The 14324-nt window shown below is 65.8% G+C and carries 14 protein-coding genes; 7 read left to right on the top strand and 7 right to left on the bottom strand.

All coding sequences use genetic code 11. From position 1 onward, the window contains the following. Positions 1-13: 13 nt before the first annotated feature. A complete protein-coding gene (locus ACK4FK_RS03100; protein ID WP_409740951.1) occupies positions 14-313 on the top strand; it encodes a YciI family protein in 300 nt (99 codons plus the stop codon). On the opposite strand, the gene ACK4FK_RS03095 is transcribed toward ACK4FK_RS03100, so the two are convergent. Further along, a complete protein-coding gene (locus ACK4FK_RS03095) occupies positions 310-1974 on the bottom strand; it encodes a long-chain fatty acid--CoA ligase (RefSeq protein WP_409740949.1) in 1665 nt (554 codons plus the stop codon). The two genes, ACK4FK_RS03100 and ACK4FK_RS03095, sit on opposite strands and share 4 nt — an antisense overlap. A 157-nt stretch (positions 1975-2131) precedes the next feature. Between ACK4FK_RS03095 and ACK4FK_RS03090 the strand changes: the two genes are divergently transcribed. Next, entirely contained in the window at positions 2132-3418 is a 1287-nt protein-coding gene (locus tag ACK4FK_RS03090; RefSeq protein WP_409740948.1) for an aromatic ring-hydroxylating dioxygenase subunit alpha, read from the top strand. A gap of 2 nt (positions 3419-3420) precedes the next feature. Beyond that, entirely contained in the window at positions 3421-3924 is a 504-nt protein-coding gene (locus ACK4FK_RS03085; protein ID WP_409740946.1) for an aromatic-ring-hydroxylating dioxygenase subunit beta, read from the top strand. Between the two features lie 4 nt (positions 3925-3928). On the opposite strand, the gene ACK4FK_RS03080 is transcribed toward ACK4FK_RS03085, so the two are convergent. Then, positions 3929-4708 carry an IclR family transcriptional regulator C-terminal domain-containing protein gene (locus tag ACK4FK_RS03080; protein ID WP_409740944.1) on the bottom strand — a complete coding sequence of 260 codons (780 nt, stop codon included), beginning with the start codon at positions 4706-4708 and terminating at the stop codon, positions 3929-3931. A 129-nt stretch (positions 4709-4837) separates the two neighbouring features. Between ACK4FK_RS03080 and ACK4FK_RS03075 the strand changes: the two genes are divergently transcribed. The 4 genes from ACK4FK_RS03075 (at position 4838) to ACK4FK_RS03060 (ending at position 9455) form a co-directional block, all read left to right on the top strand. Then, entirely contained in the window at positions 4838-6160 is a 1323-nt protein-coding gene (locus ACK4FK_RS03075; protein ID WP_409740943.1) for a Rieske 2Fe-2S domain-containing protein, read from the top strand. A 30-nt stretch (positions 6161-6190) separates the two neighbouring features. Next, a complete protein-coding gene (locus ACK4FK_RS03070) occupies positions 6191-7627 on the top strand; it encodes a glutamine synthetase family protein (protein ID WP_409740941.1) in 1437 nt (478 codons plus the stop codon). Continuing rightward, a complete protein-coding gene (locus ACK4FK_RS03065) occupies positions 7627-8253 on the top strand; it encodes a TIGR02466 family protein (protein ID WP_409740939.1) in 627 nt (208 codons plus the stop codon). The genes ACK4FK_RS03070 and ACK4FK_RS03065 overlap by 1 nt, the downstream gene beginning before the upstream one ends. A gap of 92 nt (positions 8254-8345) precedes the next feature. After that, complete coding sequence (locus tag ACK4FK_RS03060; RefSeq protein WP_409740937.1) at positions 8346-9455, top strand: NADH:flavin oxidoreductase/NADH oxidase; 1110 nt, start codon at positions 8346-8348, stop codon at positions 9453-9455. 4 nt (positions 9456-9459) lie between these two features. Here the strand turns inward: ACK4FK_RS03060 and ACK4FK_RS03055 are convergent, their stop codons facing one another. From ACK4FK_RS03055 to ACK4FK_RS03035, 5 genes are all read right to left on the bottom strand, one after another. Next, on the bottom strand, positions 9460-10677 hold the full coding sequence (locus ACK4FK_RS03055; RefSeq protein WP_409740936.1) for an aminotransferase: 1218 nt from the start codon (positions 10675-10677) through the stop codon (positions 9460-9462). Between the two features lie 43 nt (positions 10678-10720). Further along, complete coding sequence (locus ACK4FK_RS03050; RefSeq protein WP_409740934.1) at positions 10721-11548, bottom strand: hypothetical protein; 828 nt, start codon at positions 11546-11548, stop codon at positions 10721-10723. Next, positions 11545-12975, bottom strand: a complete 1431-nt coding sequence (locus ACK4FK_RS03045) for a DHA2 family efflux MFS transporter permease subunit (RefSeq protein WP_409740931.1) — start codon at positions 12973-12975, stop codon at positions 11545-11547. The genes ACK4FK_RS03050 and ACK4FK_RS03045 overlap by 4 nt, the downstream gene beginning before the upstream one ends. Before the next feature lie 98 nt (positions 12976-13073). After that, positions 13074-13799, bottom strand: coding sequence for an RluA family pseudouridine synthase (locus ACK4FK_RS03040; RefSeq protein WP_409740928.1), 726 nt, complete (start codon positions 13797-13799; stop codon positions 13074-13076). A gap of 48 nt (positions 13800-13847) precedes the next feature. Next, positions 13848-14321: a hypothetical protein gene (locus ACK4FK_RS03035; protein WP_409740926.1), complete on the bottom strand. Its 474-nt coding sequence runs from the start codon at positions 14319-14321 to the stop codon at positions 13848-13850. Positions 14322-14324 lie beyond the last annotated feature (3 nt).

Here is a 14324-nt window from a genome sequence, read left to right as displayed (position 1 = left end):
CGGGGGAGGCGCCATGCTGTTCTGCTTCTATAACCTCGACAAGGCGGGCGCCTCCGACCTGCGACTGAAATGGCGGCCGGCACACAAGGACTACCTGGCGCAGGTCGCCGACCGCATCGCTTTTGCCGGGCCGCTGCTGGCCGATGATGGCTCGACCATGCAGGGCAGCCTGCTTGTGATTGATTTTCCGGATCGCGCGGCTGCCGAGGCCTGGCTGAAGGACGAACCCTTCACCCGGAATGGCGTCTATGCCTCGGTATCGGTCCGCGCCTTCGCCAATCTGTGGCCGCAGAAGGCGGGTTTCCCGACCTAATCCGACGGCTGGCTGCGTTCCTGGTCCTGCAGCACGCGCCACAGGATCTTGCCGGTGGCCGATTTCGGCAGCGCATCGGCGAACACCACCACGCGCGGTACCTTGTAGGCGGCCATGCGGTCGCGGCACCAGGCCTGGATGTCCTCGGCCGTCAGGTCTTTCGCATCATCCCTCGGCACGATCACGGCCTTCACCGTCTCGCCGCGATGGGCGTCCGGCGTGGCAATGATGCAGACCTCGCGGATGCCGGGATGGGCATACATCATGGCCTCTATCTCGGTCGGCCAGACCTTGAAGCCCGAGGCATTGATCATGCGCTTCAGCCGGTCGACCAGGAAGAAATAGCCGTCATCGTCGTAATAGCCGAGGTCTCCGGTGCGGAAGAAGCGCTTGCCGTCGCGCTCGAAGAACACCGCGGCCGTTTCCTCCGGCCGGTTCCAATAGCCCAGGAAGATCTGCGGGCCGGCCACCACGATCTCGCCGGTCTCGCCCGGCCCCAGTTCCTGCAGGGTATCGGGGTTGACCACGCGGGAATCGACGTCGAAGACGGGAATCCCCAAACATTGTGGGCGCGGATTGTCGACCGGGTTGATATGCGTGGCGGCGATGGTCTCCGACAGGCCGTAACCCTCGATGTAATCCAGGCCGGTCAGTTCCTTCAGCTTGGCAGCAACCGCCTTGGGCATGGGCGCGCCGCCGCCGCCGATGCCGATCAGGCTTGAGATATCGTATTTTCCGATTTCGGGGTCGGACAGGAAATCGATGCACATGGTGGTGATGTTCCGCCAGTGCGTCACGCGGTGGCGCTGGATCAGTTCGGCGGCCGTGCGGCGGTCCCAGCGCGTCATCAGCACCAGCGTCGCGCCGTTGAACAGGGGCGCGTTCATCGAATTCTGCATGCCGGTGACATGGAACAGCGGCAGGGTGACAAGCTGCACCGATTCCGGCGTGGCGGGGTTCCAGGCAATCGAACCGAACAGGGTGGCCGTCACGCCGCGGATGGTATGCAGGCAGCCCTTCGGCGCACCCGTGGTGCCCGAGGAATAGGGCAATACACACCAGTCGTCGTGACTGGCGCGATGCGGCGACGCAGCCAGATTCGCCGCCAGCGCAGTGCTCCAGGGCACGGTGCCAGGCGTATCGAAGGCGGTGCGCGGCGCGGCCACCACATCGGGCAGCGAAAGGTCGGTGGGCGCGGTGACATAGTCGCCATAGGCGGCCACCACGGCATGCTGCAGCGTCTCGCCCAGCAGCGGCTGCATGAAGGCCAGCAATTCCTGGCCGCAGATCACCGTGCCCGCGCCGGTATCGGCCGCGATATGGCGCAACTCTTCGGTCTTGCTCATCGGATTGACCGGCACCACCACGGCGGTCAGGCGCTGGATGGCGTAATAGGCGATCACGAATTGCGGGCTGTTCTGCATGTACAGCAGCACGCGGTCGGCCTTCTTGACGCCACAGCGCTGCTCCAGCCAGCCGGCCAGGCGGTCGACATGGTCCCTGAGTGCGGCATAGGACAGCGCCGCGCCGTAATAGAGCAGAGCCGGCTTGTTCGGGAACCGGCGGGCGGAAATCTCGATATTCTCGTACAGGCTGGTCTGTGGCAGGGTCAGGTGCTTGGGCACGCCCTTGGGCCAGACCGCGTAATGCCGGTCGAACATTGGTTTTCCTCCCCGACTGTCGGCATCGTCGGGGTTTTCGCTGTCCGGATCAATCGGTTACGCAAGGGAAGGGCGGCGATCCAAGGCCATTGACGGCAGCCAGGCGCGGGGTAAATATATTTGCAATTGCAAATAAATTCCGTATCGGGAGGATCGCATGACCATCCATGCCGGGTTGCCGCGCTCTGTCGCGGCCGATGCCTTGCCGCGCTGGAACGGCGACGGCTCCAGCCGCATTCCCTACTGGGCCTATACCGATCCGGGCGTCTATCAGCGCGAGCTGGAGCGGTTCTTCCATGGCGGCGACCATTGGTGTTACGTCGCGCTGGAGGCCGAGTTGCCCAAGCCGGGCGACTACAAGCTGTCATATGTGGGCGAGCGCCAGGTGATCGTGGTGCGCGACCGCGACGGCAGCCTGAACGCGGTGGAGAACCGCTGCGCCCATCGCGGCGTGCGCTTCTGCCAGAAACAGCGCGGCAATGCGCGCAACTTCGTCTGCCCCTATCACCAGTGGACCTACAAGCTGAATGGCGACCTTGCCGGCCTGCCCTTCCGCCATGGCGTGAAGCAGGAGGATGGCAGCGTGCAGGGCGGCATGCCGGCGGATTTCGACCTGAAGCAGCATGGCCTGACGAAGCTGAAGGTCGCCACCTATAACGGCCTGGTCTTCGCCAGCTTCTCGCCCGCAGCGCCCGCGCTGGAGGATTATTTCGGCCCCGACGTGATGCCCTGGCTGAACCGCATCTTCGACGGCCGCAAACTCACCATCCTCGGCACCAACCGCCAGCGCATTCCGGGCAACTGGAAACTGATGATGGAAAACATCAAGGACCCGTATCATCCGGGCCTGCTGCACACCTGGTTCGTCACGTTCGGCCTGTGGCGGGCCGACCAGCAGTCGCGCATGGTGATGGACAGCCACGGCCGCCATGCCGTGATGATCTCGCAGCGCAATGCCGGCGGCGAGGCGAAGGCGGTCACCGAAGGTGTCACCAGCTTCAAGAAGGATATGGCGCTGAACGATCCGCGCCTGCTCGATGTGGTGCCGGAATACTGGTGGAAGGGTCCCACGGTGACGATGATCACCCTGTTTCCCAGCGTGATCATCCAGCAACAGGTCAATTCGCTGTCCACCCGTCACATCATCCCGGCCGGGCCGGACGCCTTCGATTTCGTCTGGACGCATTTCGGCTTCGAGGAGGATGACGAGGCAATGACGCGCCGCCGCCTGCGCCAGGCCAACCTGTTCGGTCCGGCCGGCTTCGTCTCGGCCGACGATGGCGAGGTGATCGAATTCTCGCAGGATGGATTCCGCCAGAACGGCGGCGATGCCAGCACCATCTGCGAACTGGACGGGCGCGGGGCGGCGCCGACTCCGCATATGGTGACCGAGACGTTGATCCGCGGCATGTATGGCTACTGGCGCAAGGTGATGGAGATCTGACCATGCCGATGCGGCCCCATGCCCTCGCGGTTTCGATTCTGGAATCGCAGTACCGCGTCGACCAGTTCAACGCAGCCTATGGCGATTGCCTGGATCGCGGCGATTTCGATGCCTGGATCGCCATGTTCACGCCCGACTGTCTGTACAAGGTGATCCCGCGCGAGAATTTCGATGCCGGCCTGCCGCTCTGCACCATGGCGCTGGAGGGCCAGGGCATGCTGAAGGATCGCGCCTATGGCGTGAGCAATACATTGTTCCATGCGCCGTATTACCAGCGGCATGTAATCGGGGTTGCCCGCATCCTGTCCGATGATGGCCAGACCATACAGGCGACGGCGAATTATGCCGTGTTCCGCACCAAGCCCGGTTCGGTATCCGAGGTTTACAATGTCGGGCGTTATCTCGATCGCTTCGTCTATGGCGAGAGGGGCGCGCTGCTGCTGGAAGAACGCCTTTGCGTGTTCGACAGCGAGTTGATCCTCAATTCACTGATCTATCCGATCTGAACGCCTATACCACCTGATCGCGCAGGCCTTCTGCCGTCTCCAGCAGCAGGGGCAGGAAACTGTCTTTCATCTGCTTGGGTGTGGCGCTTTCGATGCGGATGCCGATATTCAGCGCGGCAACCACGCGGCCGTCGAAACGCCGCACGGGCACGGCCAGCGAGCGGAAGCCCAGTTCCGCCTCCTGATCGGACAGCGCATATCCCTCGCGTCCCGCCTTTGCGATGATGGCCTTCAGTTCCGCCCCGTCGGTCACGGTCTTCGGCGTGAGGGCGCGGATTCCCGTCGGCTCGACGCTGTGGGCCGAGAGCAGAATGCGGCCGAGCGCCGAGCAGAAGGCCGGCACGCGGAAGCCGATGCCAGGCGCGGAGGACATGAAGCGCGGCGGCGAGGCATGCGCCACCATGACGGCTTCCTGCCCGTGCAACACCGCAGCCGAGCATGCTTCATCGGTGGCGGCGCAGAGCCGGTCGCAGGCGGTCTGCAGGGCCGACGCATTTCCTGCGCTGCTGAGATACGCCGCGGCGAACCGCAGCACCTGCGGCGTCGGCCGGAACAGCCGGCCGTCGCTGTCGATATAGCCAAGCTGCTCCAGCGTGTAGAGTGCGCGCCGCACGGTGGCGCGCGGCAGGTCCACGGCCCGGGCCACATCGCTCAGGCTCATCTGCGGCCGGCTGCCGTCGAAGGCGGTCAGAACGCTTATGCCCCGGGCCAGCGCCTCGAGAAAATCGGGGCCGCGGCCGCTGGCGGCGCGTTTCTCGGCATCGGCTTGGCGCAGGCGCGTCATGGTTTTCTCGTTGCGGGGCAATCGCGGCAGGTTTAAAATCGCACATATGTTCGCTAGTCGGACATTCTCGGGCCTGTGGGAGGGCCCGTCAAGGCGGAATGCGCCGGCCGGATCTGAGGGAGTCCCGCGATGACCACGCACGAACAGAACATGCGCATGACGCTGGTGGGACCGGACAGGCCGGCAGGCAAGCTGCTGCGGCAATACTGGCAGCCGGCCGCGCTGCTTGACGAGATCGACCCCGAACGCCCGGTGCGCGCGGTGAAACTGCTGGGCCAGGATTTCGTGCTGTTCCGTGACGAGCAGGGCCGCTACGGCCTGCTGGACCGCGATTGTCCGCATCGCGGCGCCGATCTGGCCTTCGGCCGGCCCGAGGATGGCGGCCTGCGCTGCCCCTTCCATGGCTGGCTGTTCGATGTGAAGGGTCAGTGCCTGCAAACCCCGGCCGAGCCGGAGAGCAGCCGCCTGTGTCAGCGGATCAAACAGAAAAGCTATCCGGTGGTCCTGCGCAGCGGGATATTGTTCGCCTATCTCGGAGACGGCGAGGCGCCGGCCTTCCCCGAATTCGACTGCTTCGTTGCGCCCGACAGCCACGTCTTCGCCTTCAAGGGACATATCGCCTGCAACTGGCTGCAGGCCCTCGAGGTGGGCATCGATCCGGCCCATGCCTCCTTCCTGCATCGTTTCTTCGAGGACGAGGACACCAGCGCCAGCTATGGCAAGCAGTTCCGCGCCGCCTCGGCCGATTCCGACATGCCGATGACCAAGGTGCTGCGCGAATTCGACCGTCCGCAGATCGAGGTGGAACGCACGGATTACGGCATGCGGCTGTTCGCCCTGCGCCAGATCAGCGACGCCAGCACCCATGTGCGCGTCACCAACCTGGTCTTCCCGCAGGCCTTCAACATCCCGCTTTCGGCCGAGATGACGATCACCCAGTGGCATGTGCCGATCGACGACGTGAGCTGCTACTGGTATGCCATCTTCACCAGTTTCGGCGCGCCGGTCGACAAGGCGCAGATGCGGGCCCAGCGACTGGAACTGTATACCCTGCCCGACTATGTCCCGCGCCTGAACAAGACCAACAACTATGGCTTCGATCCGCGACAGCAGAAGACCCAGACCTATACCGGCATGGGTTTCGACATCAACGTGCACGATCAATGGGCGGTCGAAAGCCAGGGGCCGATCCAGGACCGTACCCGTGAGCATCTGGGCAGCACCGACAAGGCCATCGTCAACTACCGTTCCATGCTGATGAAGGCCATCGACCAGGTCGAGCAGGGCGGCGAAAAGCCGCTGATGGTGCTGGATGCCGAAACTGCCAAGGCCATCCGCGGCCCGATCACGGTGGATGGTGTTGCCCCCGCGGCGCAATGGCAGGCATACTGGCGCGAGGCCGATGCACGCAAGCGCCGCCAGGCGCCATGGCTGGCGCAGGCGGCGGAATAAGGGCTGGCATAGCAGCCGGGGGGCATCAGCGTGAGTTTTGTCGAACGGCACGGCCTGTGGACGCCGGAGCAGAAGAAGGCGGCCGAGGCCGTCGAGCGTGAGGTATCGGGCCGCGGCCTCGGCGTGGTGCGGTTTTCCTTTGCCGACCAGCACGGCATCCTGCGCGGCAAGACGGTGGTAGCCGAGGAACTGGCCGGCGCGATGCGCTCAGGCGTCGGCTTCACCACCACGCTGCTGGCCAAGGACACCTCCCATCGTACGGTGTTTCCGGTCTTCACCCAGGGCGGCGGCTTCGGCCTGCCGGAAATGCAGGGCGCCGCCGACATCCTGATGGTGCCCGATCCGACCACCTTCAAGATCCTGCCCTGGGCGCCGCATAGCGGCTGGCTGCTCTGCGATCTCTATTTCGCCGATGGCCGGCCGGTGCCCTTCTCGACGCGGCAGATATTCCGCGACACGCTGTCCAGGCTGAATGCGCAGGGCTACGACTATGTCTCGGGCCTGGAGGTCGAGTTCCATGTCTTCAGGCTCGAAGATCCGAAACTGGCGCCATCCGATGCCGGCCAGCCCGGCAATCCGCCCGAAGTGAGCCTGCTGACGCAGGGTTATCAGTACCTGACCGAGCAGCGTTACGACCAGTATGACGGGATCTATGAAATCCTGCGCAAGGATGTGCAGGCGCTGGGGCTGCCGCTGCGCTCGCTGGAGGTGGAGTTCGGGCCCAGCCAGGCGGAATTCACCTTCCGCCCCGGCAGCAATCTCGAATCCGCCGATACCATGGTGCTGTTCCGCTCTGCGGCCAAGCAGATCGCGCGCCGGCATGGCTATCACGTCACCTTCATGTGCCGGCCGAAGCTGCCCAACGTATTCTCCTCGGGCTGGCACCTGCACCAGTCGCTGAAAAGCCGCAAGACGGGCGCCAATGCCTTTGTGCCGACCGAAGATGGCCAGCCGCTCTCGGCCGTTGGCCGGCATTTCCTTGCCGGACTGCTGGAGCATGCGCCGGCCTCGGCCGCCTTTGCCGCACCTACCATCAATGCCTATCGCCGCTACCGTCCCTATTCGCTGGCGCCCGACCGCGCCATCTGGGGGCGGGACAATCGCGGTGTGATGTGCCGCGTGCTCGGCGCGCTGGGTGATCCGGCCAGCCGTATTGAGAACCGCCTGGGCGAACCGGCCGCCAATCCCTATCTCTACATGGCTTCGCAATTGATCGCGGGCATGGACGGCATGGCGAAACAGGCCGAGCCGCCGCCCTCGGCCGATGTGCCGTATGAAACGCCGGCACCGATGCTGCCGCGTTCGCTGGATGCTGCGCTCGCCGCACTGAGGGGCAATGCCTGCTACCGTGCCGGCTTCGGCGACCGCTTCATCGATTATTTCCTGCATATCAAGGAAGCCGAGATCGCGCGCTACCAGCTCGAAGTCAGCGAATGGGAGCACCGCGAGTATTTCGAGATGTTCTGATGACCCTGATCAGTCTGTTTCCCACCCGCATCTATGCCGCGCCCCTGAAAAAGAGCAGCCTGGACCGGTTCAACCGCGATCTGATCGACGAATGCGAATCCCTGCGGCTGGCCGATGCCGCCGGCCAGGCTTGGAGCGCGAAGAACTATCCCGGCGGCTACACCTCCTATGGCAGCCACGACAAGCTGCACTGCATTTCGTCCACCTTTGCGACTCTGGAAAAGGCCATCGCGCCGCATGCGAGGGCCTATGCGAAGGCGCTGGGCTACGACCTGCGCGGCCGCCGGCTGGAAATGACCGACTGCTGGGTCAACATGATGGCCGGCCCGGTCACCCATGGCCTGCACCTGCATCCCTTGAGCTTCATCAGCGGCACCTATTATGTACAGGCGCCGCGCGGCTCGGCCGCGATCAAGTTCGAGGATCCGCGGCTCGATCGTCTGATGGCCGCGCCGCCCAAACGCGACGACCTGTCGCCGCGCGAGAAGCTGCATTACAGCGTGAAACCGAAGGCCGGCGGACTCGTGCTGTTTGAAAGCTGGCTGCGGCACGAGGTGCCGCCCAGCTTCACAAAGCAGGAACGGATCTCGGTCAGCTTCAATTACGCCTGGCGTGACCAATCCTGAGATTGGTGCGCCGGAAGCGATGCGCTTGAAATCGCGGCGCACAGCGCCACACTTAAGCGGCGTCGTTCCAACCAGCCTCCGGTAATCCCGATATGTCCGCCCTGTTCGAGCCCCTGCAGCTGCGCTCCGTCACGCTGCCCAACCGCATCGTGCTGTCGCCGATGTGCCAGTATTCCGCCACCGATGGCGTGCCGAACGAGTGGCACCGCATCCATCTCGGCCGCTATGCCGCCGCCGGCTTGGGCCTGATCATGGCCGAGGCCACTCATGTCAGTCCGCAGGGCCGCATCACGCCCGGCTGTCTCGGACTCTATAATGCCGTGCAGGAAGGGGCCATCGCCGCGGTTGCGGCCGATCTGAAGCGGTTTGGTCGCACGCCGGTCGCGATCCAGCTCGCCCATGCCGGCCGCAAGGCCTCCACCGACCTGCCCTGGCGTGGCGGCAAGCCGCTGACCGGGCCGGAAGCCTGGCTGACCGAGGCGCCCAGCGCGCTGCCCCATGGCGAGGGATGGCATGTGCCGCAGGCGCTGGACGAGGAAGGCCTCGCGCGGGTGAAGCGCGATTTCATCGAAGCCGCACTGCGTGCAGATCGTGCCGGTATCGACCTGATCGAGCTGCACGGCGCCCATGGCTATCTGCTGCACCAGTTCGTCTCGCCGATCTCCAACCGGCGCAATGACTCTTATGGCGGCAGCCTCGACAACCGCATGCGCTTTCCGCTGGAAGTCTTTGCCGCCGTGCGTGCCGCCTGGCCTGCGCACAAGCCGCTGGGCATGCGCATCACCGGCAGCGATTGGATGGGCGCCGAAGGCCTGGAGGTGGCCGATGCCATCCGCTTCGCGTCAGCGCTCAAAGAACTGGGCTGCGATTTTGTCGATGTCAGCTCCGGCGGCGTCTCGCTGCAGCAGAAGATCGCCACCGGTCCGGGCTATCAGGTGCCGTTTGCCGCAGCCGTGAAGAAAGCCACCGGGATGGTCACCATGGCGGTCGGCCTGATCACCGAACCGGCCCAGGCCGAAGCCATCGTCAAGGACGGCCGTGCCGACCTGGTGGCGCTGGCGCGTGGCCTGCTCAACGATCCCTTCTGGGCCTGGCGGGCGGCCGATGCGCTGGGCGGCGAGGTCTATCTGCCGCCGCAATATCTGCGCGGCCGGGTGCGCGGCGTGGATGTGCCGCGCGAACTGCTGAAGGCCGTGCGCTGAGGTCTCAGCCCTTCCTGATGAACTGCGCGATCCGCTCCACCGCGCCGTCCAGCTTGTCGTAGCTTTTGGCGAAGCAGAAGCGCACCACGCTGCGCACATGGTCCTGGGCGTAGAAGGCACTGACCGGGATGGCGGCCACCTTGGCCTGTTCCACCATGCGGGTGCAGAAATCGGCATCGTCGATGGCGTTGCTGCCCCTTTTTGCATAGATCGGCGCCAAGTCGACATTGAGGAAATAGGTCGCCTTGCTGGGCAGCACGGCCAGGCCGGCTTCGGTCAGGCCGGCCGCGAAGCGGTCGCGCGCCGTCTGCAGGGTCTGGCGCATGCCGGCGAAATACCCGTCCGTCTTGCCCAGGCCATAGGCCACGGCGGCCTGCAGGTTGGGCGGCGTGGTGAAGGTGACATACTGGTGCGCCTTGGCCAGCACCTTCATGATCTGCGGCGCGGCGCAGACGAAGCCGACCTTCCAGCCGGTGAGCGAGAAGATCTTGCCGGCCGAGCCGATCTTGATGCAGCGCTCGCGCAGGCCGGGAATGGCGATCAGCGGCGTATGCGTCAGGCCGTCGAACAGCACATGCTCCCAGACCTCGTCGCAGATCGCGATGGCGTTGTATTGAGTCAGGAAGCGGCCCAGCAGCTCCAGGTCCTCGCGCGGAAAGACCGTGGCAGTGGGATTGAGCGGGTTGTTGAACACCACCGCCTTGGTTTTCGGCGAGAAGGCGGCGGCCAGCGACGCCTCGTCCAGCCGCCAGTGCGGCGGACGCAGGGTGACGAATTTGGCGATGCCGCCGGCGCGCTGCACCAGCGGCAGATAGGCATCATACATCGGCTGGAACAGCACGACTTCGTCGCCCGGCTCCAGGATCGCCAGCAGGCTGTCGGCCAGGGCCTCAGTGGCGCCCGAGGTGATCATCACCTCCGACTGCCAGTCGAGGTCGAGTTTGTGAAAACGTTTGTAATGCTCGGCCACCGCCTGGCGCAGTTCCGGAATGCCCATCATCGGCGGATACTGGTTCCAGCCCGACACCACGGCCTGCGCGGCCTTGGCACGCACATCTTCCGGACCGGGATCGTCGGGGAAACCCTGGCCCAGGTTGATCGCATCATGCTGCAGCGCCAGCCGCGACATGGTTTCGAAGATCGTGGTGGGCGCGTCGGCGAAGATCGGGTTCAGGCGGGTGGTCATGGCGGCGGCCGGACTGGTTTTCAGGGATGGCGCCATGTAGCACGGCGCCGCCTGGCTCAAAAGGGTCGGATCGGATGGATCAGGCCCCGTTAACCCGCTTCATCTGGCGCCGGCGCAGCGTGGCGAGCGTCAGCGCCACCAGCAGCGAACCCACCAGCCCCAGTCCGAAGGCGGCAAATCGCGGCAGGCCCTGGGCGGCGAAAGCCGGCCCCAGCAGGATCAGGCAGCAGAAGAAGGGGATGTGGCTGACCATGCCGATCTGGGTGGCGCGCATGGCGGCACGGATGCCGGCCGCATCCAGTCGACGTGGCAGGAACCAGCATACGGCCAGCAGCGCGACCGGGAAGGAAGCGAAGATGCCGGCAATGCGTGGGCCGAACAGATCGGCCAGCAGGCTGACACCGATCACAAGCCCGCCGGCCATGGCGCCGCGCAGCACGATCTCGGACAGCGGCGAGCGGCCACGCGCCGCCGGCGCGGTCAGCGGCACGCGGCGGCCGCCCAGCCAGGCCAGCAGGCCGGCAATGGCCATGACCGCCAGAGAGGTGAGCAGGTGCGGCGGCAGCAGGCGGATCAGCAGACCGACGGCAAACCAGATACCCAGCGCACAGGCCAGCACGGCCGGCATCGGCAAGCGGCGCACCAGCGCAATCACGGCGGCGATGAACAGCAGCACCGCACCGATGGTGCCGAGGCTGCCCTGCGCGGCGACGGCGATGAAACCGGCATCGTGCTGCAGCAGCAGGAACAGATAGGCCGGTGCCGTCACGATCGGCAGGGCCAGCACGATGCCGCCGATGAATGGCGAGCAGCGTTCCATCAATGCAATCACGCCGCCGACAAAAGTGGCGGCAGCCAGGCCACGGACCAGCAGGGCCAGGCCGGCAATTTCGGGAATGGCAGTCATGGTTTGTCGGGTGGCAGCGGGCTGCCCTGGCTCAGGCGCTGGGTCGGTGCGAACAGGCGGTGCCCGCTCACCGCAGCGCCCGCATCCGCCGGCAGGCGCAGGAAGATGATGGCCGACAGCATCGCCGTCAGGCCAACCGTGAGGAAGGCGGGCATGAAATCTCCCGCGCCGATCCGTTCCGGTCCACCGCCCCAGGTGACGGTGGCGTGCAGCACCATGGCGCCCACGGCAACGCCGGCGGAGAGCGAGAGCTGCTGCATCATGCTGGTGAAACTGGTCGCACGGCTCATGCGGGCATTCTCGATATCGGAAACGGCCAGCGTATTGATGCTGGTGAATTGCAGGGAGCGGAAGAAGCCACCGAACAGCAGCAGGCCGAGAATCAGCAGATGCGGCGTATCGGGCCGGAACAGGCCGCAGACGGCGATGAAGGCCCCGCTCAAGACTGCGTTGCCGATCAGTACGTGGCGGAAACCGAAACGACGCAGGATCGGCGCGGCCGCCATTTTCATGGTCAGCGCGCCGGCCGCCGAGGCGAAGGTGAGCATGCCGGACTCGAAGGCCGAGAGGCCGAAACCAAGCTGCAGCATCATCGGCAACAGGAAGGGCAGGGCGCCGACGCCGATGCGGAACAGGAAACCGCCCGCCACACCGGCGCGGAAGGTCGGCACGCGCAGCAGTCTCAGGTCCAGCACCGGATGCGGATGCCGGCGTGCATGGCGGATATAGAGCCCGATGCCCATGCCGCCCATGACCAGCAGGATGGCCACCACGGTATCCGGCAGCAGGCCGCGGCCGATGGTCTCGAAACCGAAGACGAGGCCGCAGAGCCCGATGGCCGAGAGCAGGAAGCCGCGCCAGTCCAGCGGCGGCACATTCTCTTCGCGCACATTGGGGATGTAGAGCGTCACCAGCACCATGCCGAGCAGCCCGATGGGCAGGTTGATCCAGAAGATCCAGCGCCAGGAGAGGTAGGTGGTGAGGAAACCGCCCAGCGGCGGCCCGATCACCGGCCCGATCAGGGCCGGCACGGTCAGCCAGGCGATCGCGCGCATCAGTTCCGATTTCGGAATCGAGCGCAGCATCACGAGCCGCCCGACCGGCACCATCATGGCGCCGCCCAGGCCTTGAAGCACGCGTGCGCCCACCAGGGTCCAGAAGGAATCGGCCAGGCCGCAGAGCAGGGAACCGATGGTGAAGACGGCGATGGCGGCGCGGAATACCGTGCGTGCGCCGAAGCGGTCGGCAACCCAGCCGCTGACCGGGATGAACACGGCCAGACTGAACAGGTAGGAGGTGATGGCGAGGTTCAGCTTGAGCGGACTCTCGCCCAGTGACTCGGCGATGCTGGGCAGGGCTGTGGCGAGCACGCTGGAGTCGAGGTTCTCCATGAACAGCGCGCAGGCAACGATCAGGGGAATCAGCATTGGTGGGGAATGGCTGGCGGACAGGATACGGCAGTCGGCATCATACACGCCCGGCCGGCCGGGATCCCTGCAAAAGCTGCAGGGCGGCCATGTCGTTTCTACGCGGTGCCGCCTGCCTGCGCCTGCTGCTCATGCTGCTGCTGCGAATAGCCGCAGGCGGTCAGTGCCGCCAGCATATGCGCGGGCGGTGGCGCGGTCACGCTCACCGGCGCGCGCGAGGGATACAGCGGCAGGGTAATGCTGCGGCTGTGCAGGTGCAGCGGCTGCTGGGGTGTCTCGCCATATTGCGTATCGCCCAGGATCGGGCAGCCCAGCGATGCCAGATGCACGCGGATCTGGTGCGTGCGGCCGGTGCGCGGCCGGCATTCGATCCAGCTCAGCTCCTCCGTGCCACCCAGCAGGCGGTAGTCGGTCACGGCATGCTGGCCGTCTTCGGCCACCACCATGTGCCAGCCGCCATTGCGCGTCGAAAGTTTTTTCAGCGGCATGTCCACCCGGCCCTCGGCCTGCTGCGGCCGGCCGCGCGCCACCGCCCAGTATACCTTCTCGACCTTGCCTTCCTGGAACAGCTTGCCCAGCTTGCGCAGGGCTTTCGGGTGCCGGCCCAGCACCAGGCAGCCCGAGGTGTCGCGGTCAAGCCGGTGCGCCAGGGCGGGCGGGCGCGGCAGGCCGAAGCGCAGGAAGCTGAAATAGCGCTCCAGATTGTCGCCGCCGCCCGGACCGGCATGCACGGCCAGGCCGGCCGGCTTGTCGAGCACCAGCATCAGTCCGTCGCGGTAAAGCAGGCGGGCCTCGATCTGGGCGGCGGTGAGGATGGATCTCATGCCCGACACCTTCGACATCCCGGCTGCCGCGTCAAGGTGTCGGCTGATTCATGGCGCCGCCTTGCCGCGATCCGTGCAATCGGCGCGGCGATAGCCCAGCCAGCCGAGCAGCCGGCCGTCGCGGGCCAGCACCGGTTCCGGCAGCAGGCAGGGGGCAAAGGGCTCCGGGCGGTTCGCCGGCGTGAAGGAGGGACCCTGCTGGCGCCAGTCCTCGGTCGGCGCGAGCTGCGGTGCCGGCTGGCCGCCGCTGCCTGCCTGGCAGTCCAGGCTTTTGCCGTCGGCACCGATCACGCGGACCAGAATCATGCCGCGATTCTGCGGCACCACGCCCTCGGCGAATGCCGGCTGGCTCGGATGCGCGGCGATGCAGGCGCTCAGGCCTGGAAACAGTGCGGGCAGGAAACGGCTCCAGTCCTCGGCGCGCGCGGCACGGTCGGGCAGCAGGACGGCATCCGGCGCCGGACCCGCGCAGGCGACAAGGCCGAGCGCAAGCAGGGGAAAGACGAAAGGCGCATGTTTCATGCA

The sequence above is a fragment of the Ferrovibrio sp. genome, assembly GCF_046297895.1.
In the GTDB taxonomy this organism is placed as follows: domain Bacteria; phylum Pseudomonadota; class Alphaproteobacteria; order Ferrovibrionales; family Ferrovibrionaceae; genus Ferrovibrio.
This window is presented reverse-complemented; position numbering and strand designations above follow the sequence as displayed.

Bases quoted from the DNA above. Each gene is read 5' to 3' on its own strand.
- ACK4FK_RS03100 (WP_409740951.1), top strand. From the start codon at position 14: ATGCTGTTCTGCTTCTATAACCTCGACAAGGCGGGCGCCTCCGACCTG.
- ACK4FK_RS03095 (WP_409740949.1), bottom strand. From the start codon at position 1,974: ATGTTCGACCGGCATTACGCGGTCTGGCCCAAGGGCGTGCCCAAGCAC.
- ACK4FK_RS03090 (WP_409740948.1), top strand. From the start codon at position 2,132: ATGACCATCCATGCCGGGTTGCCGCGCTCTGTCGCGGCCGATGCCTTG.
- ACK4FK_RS03085 (WP_409740946.1), top strand. From the start codon at position 3,421: ATGCCGATGCGGCCCCATGCCCTCGCGGTTTCGATTCTGGAATCGCAG.
- ACK4FK_RS03080 (WP_409740944.1), bottom strand. From the start codon at position 4,708: ATGACGCGCCTGCGCCAAGCCGATGCCGAGAAACGCGCCGCCAGCGGC.
- ACK4FK_RS03075 (WP_409740943.1), top strand. From the start codon at position 4,838: ATGACCACGCACGAACAGAACATGCGCATGACGCTGGTGGGACCGGAC.
- ACK4FK_RS03065 (WP_409740939.1), top strand. From the start codon at position 7,627: ATGACCCTGATCAGTCTGTTTCCCACCCGCATCTATGCCGCGCCCCTG.
- ACK4FK_RS03060 (WP_409740937.1), top strand. From the start codon at position 8,346: ATGTCCGCCCTGTTCGAGCCCCTGCAGCTGCGCTCCGTCACGCTGCCC.
- ACK4FK_RS03055 (WP_409740936.1), bottom strand. From the start codon at position 10,677: ATGGCGCCATCCCTGAAAACCAGTCCGGCCGCCGCCATGACCACCCGC.
- ACK4FK_RS03050 (WP_409740934.1), bottom strand. From the start codon at position 11,548: ATGACTGCCATTCCCGAAATTGCCGGCCTGGCCCTGCTGGTCCGTGGC.
- ACK4FK_RS03045 (WP_409740931.1), bottom strand. From the start codon at position 12,975: ATGCTGATTCCCCTGATCGTTGCCTGCGCGCTGTTCATGGAGAACCTC.
- ACK4FK_RS03040 (WP_409740928.1), bottom strand. From the start codon at position 13,799: ATGAGATCCATCCTCACCGCCGCCCAGATCGAGGCCCGCCTGCTTTAC.
- ACK4FK_RS03035 (WP_409740926.1), bottom strand. From the start codon at position 14,321: ATGAAACATGCGCCTTTCGTCTTTCCCCTGCTTGCGCTCGGCCTTGTC.